2 protein-coding genes and 2 pseudogenes are annotated in these 3,040 nt (G+C 69.7%); 3 read left to right on the top strand and 1 reads right to left on the bottom strand.

Annotation, left to right across the window (positions count from 1 at the left end):
* Nucleotides 1-81: 81 nt before the first annotated feature.
* The gene (locus RMO97_RS16365) at nt 82-771 is read right to left on the bottom strand and encodes an SOS response-associated peptidase family protein (RefSeq protein WP_310542090.1); all 690 of its coding nucleotides are present in this window, start codon (nt 769-771) and stop codon (nt 82-84) included.
* 151 nt (nt 772-922) lie between these two features.
* Between RMO97_RS16365 and RMO97_RS16360 the strand changes: the two are divergent.
* From RMO97_RS16360 to RMO97_RS16350, 3 genes and pseudogenes are all read left to right on the top strand, one after another.
* A pseudogene (locus tag RMO97_RS16360) lies at nt 923-1,783 on the top strand (DUF885 family protein); the annotation flags it as partial.
* A gap of 58 nt (nt 1,784-1,841) precedes the next feature.
* Entirely contained in the window at nt 1,842-2,777 is a 936-nt protein-coding gene (locus tag RMO97_RS16355; protein WP_310542089.1) for a DUF885 family protein, read from the top strand.
* A gap of 4 nt (nt 2,778-2,781) precedes the next feature.
* Nucleotides 2,782-3,040: pseudogene (locus RMO97_RS16350) on the top strand (DUF885 domain-containing protein); the annotation flags it as partial.

Below are 3,040 nucleotides of genomic sequence, written 5' to 3'. Positions count from 1 at the left end.
CACGCGCAAGGCCATCCTGGCCGGGCTGGCCCAGGTGGTCGACCGCTACGACCGCGACGGCAAGGCCGAGCCGACCGCCCCCTAGAGCGACCGGCGCAGTTCGCGCGACATCACGGCGTCGCGGGGCGCCTCTTCCAGAGTATAGGTTCCGGCCGGGGTCTGGGTGACCAGACCGGCCTTGCCGGGTCCATCCAGCTTCAGCCAGTCCAGGCCCTGGGCCAGGGTCAGGACGGCGGGCTCGCTGTCCTGCAGCTCGGCCAGGTCGGCGCCCGTCGGGCCGGTGACGATGGCGAAGCTCTCCAGCAAGCCGTCCGACGTGTCGGCCCGGTCCCACACGGCGGCGAAGTAGCGGACCTTGTCGGCGGCAGCCGTGGGGGTCCAGGTCGCCTCCCAGCGGCGCTTGGGCTGCCCCTTGCGCCAGCCGGCCGGCTCTTCATAGACGACGAAGGAGGTCAGAGGGACCAGGGCCCGGCGGCTCGCATAGGCCTCCCGGAAGATGGGCGAGGTCTCAAGGCTCTCAATTTCGGCGTTGGCGCAAAGGGTCTTCCAGGCCAGGACCGGCCCCTTGTGGAAGGCCGGGACCAGCCACCAGCGGCGGACCACGGCCTCCAGGCCCTCGGCGCCTTGGCGGATCAGGAAGGCGCTGTCGGTGGGCCTGACGGGGACGTCCCAGGCCCGGGACGGCGGCGTGTCGGTCCAGAAGACCGGCGTGGTCTCGAACCGGCGCAGGTCTTCGCCAGGATGGACCCGCAGGTGGAACTCGATGGTCATGGCGGTGCTATGCGCGCGGCTCCGGCGCCGGGCAAGACCGCGCGCCGTCGTCCTTCGGATTACAGCGATTTAACCCGCGGCACGGCTTTCGCCCTGGCGGGCGGCCCCCTAGGGTCCCGCGTAACATTTGTAACAGACCTGGGAGGGCGCGATGCTTAGCCGCCGCCATCTTCTGCTCACCGCCGGCGCCGCCCTGGCCCTGGGCGGGTGCGCCACCGCGACGCCTGCTCCGCTCCCGCCGGCCCCGCCGCCACCCGCGCCGCCGCCGGGTCCCAGCGCCAACGAGAAGTTGGCCAAGCTGCTGGACGCCTTCTTCGAGGAGGCCCTGGACGACTCCCCGGAGCTGGTCACCCAGCTCGGCCTCGACAAGGGCGCGCGGGCCGACGCCAAGCGCCGCCTGTCGGACGCCTCCGTCGCCGATCTCGACCGTGACCGCGCCCTCACCGCCGATCAACTGGCCCGGATGAAGGCCATCGACCGCGCGCAGCTGACCGGCATGAGCGCCATCAACTACGACGCGGTGATCTTCGGGATCGCCAACACCGATGAGGCGAACCGGCGGTTCAAGTACGGCTCGGAGGGCGCGGGCTTCCCCTATGTCCTGTCGCAGCTCAGCGGCTCCTACCGCTCGACACCCGACTTCCTGGGCAACCAGCATGTCATCGAGACCAAGGCGGACGCCGACGCCTACCTGTCGCGCCTCGAGGCTTATGCCGTCGTGATGGACCAGGAGACCGAACGTGCCCGCCGGGATGTGGGCCTGGGGATGATCCCGCCGGACTTCGCCATCGACGGGGCGCTCGCGCAGATGAACAACCTGCGGACCACGCCGGATCGCTCACCCCTGGTGAGCCAGCTGGTGGCCAAGGTGAAGGACAAGCAGATCGCCGGTGACTACGGCGCCTTCGCCTCGAAGATCTACCTGGAGAAGGTGCGGCCGGCCCTGGAGCGGCAGATCGCCTTCATGACGGAGATCCGGCCCCGGGCGGTCCATGACGCCGGCATCGGCGGCCGGCCCGATGGCGAGGCCTATTACGCCCTGGCCCTGCGCAATTCGACCACCACCACCCTTGTCGGCGGCGGAGATCCACCAGATCGGGCTGGAGCAGGCCAGGGAGCTGTCGGAGCGGGCCGACACCATCCTGAAGGCCCAGGGCTACAGCAAGGGCAGCGTCGGCGCGCGGATCCAGGCCCTCTACAAGGACAAGAAATACCACTACGCCAACACCGACCCGGCCAAGGAGAAGTTGATCGCCGACCTGAACCTGCAGGTTCAGGCGATGGCCAAGCGTCTGCCGGAGTATTTCGGAGCCCTGCCCAAGGCGCCGCTGGACATCAAGCGGGTGCCCAAGTTCATCGAGGCCGGGGCCCCGGGCGGCTACTACAACCAGGCCACCCTGGATGGGTCCCGGCCCGGCATCTACTGGATCAACCTGCGCGACACCGCCGAATATCCCACCTGGGCCCTGCCGACCCTGACCTATCACGAGGGGCTTCCAGGCCATCACTTGCAGCTGACCCTGCAGCAGGAGGCCGACCTTCCGATGCTGCGGCGGGCCTCCTTCCTGTCGGCCTATGGCGAGGGCTGGGCCCTCTATGCCGAGAAGCTGGCCCAGGAGATGGGGGTCTATGCTGACAATCCCCTCGCCGAGATCGGCTATCTGCAGTCGTCTCTGTTCCGCTCGGCGCGCCTGTTGGTGGACACCGGCCTGCACGCCATGGGCTGGAGCCGGGAGAAGGCCATCGCCACCATGACCTCGATCGACGGCTCGCCCACCAGCGCGGCGGCCACCGAGATCGAGCGCTATTCCGTCTGGCCGGGCCAGGCCTGCAGCTACATGGTCGGCAAGCTCACCTGGCTGCGGCTGCGGGACAAGGCCCGTGCGGCGCTGGGACCCCGGTTCGACATCCGCAAGTTCCACGACGCCGGCCTGCTCTCCGGCGCCATGCCGCTGACGGTGCTGGAAGCCGTCATCGACACCTACATCGCCACCAACAAGGCCTGACCCCATGACCGTTCTTGATCGCCGCGGCTTCCTCCTGACCACCGCGAGCGCGGCCTTGATGGCCGCGGCGCCCGCCCTGGCCCAGGGGCCGGAGGACGCCAAGCTCAAAGCCCTGCTGGACAAGATCTTCGAGGACCAGGTGGACGAGAGCCCGCAGCGCGCCACGTCGCTGGGCCTCGACAAGGGCGCGCGGGCGGCTCTCAAGGGGCAGCTGGACGAGCGCTCGGCGGCGGCGCGGGACGCCCGCCTGGCCAAGGTGCGCA

The organism is Phenylobacterium sp. (assembly GCF_031425575.1).
Taxonomy (GTDB): Bacteria; Pseudomonadota; Alphaproteobacteria; order Caulobacterales; family Caulobacteraceae; genus Phenylobacterium.
This window is presented reverse-complemented; position numbering and strand designations above follow the sequence as displayed.

Excerpts from the sequence above, each read along its gene's own strand:
- RMO97_RS16365 (WP_310542090.1), bottom strand. The coding sequence starts at position 771 with ATGACCATCGAGTTCCACCTGCGGGTCCATCCTGGCGAAGACCTGCGC.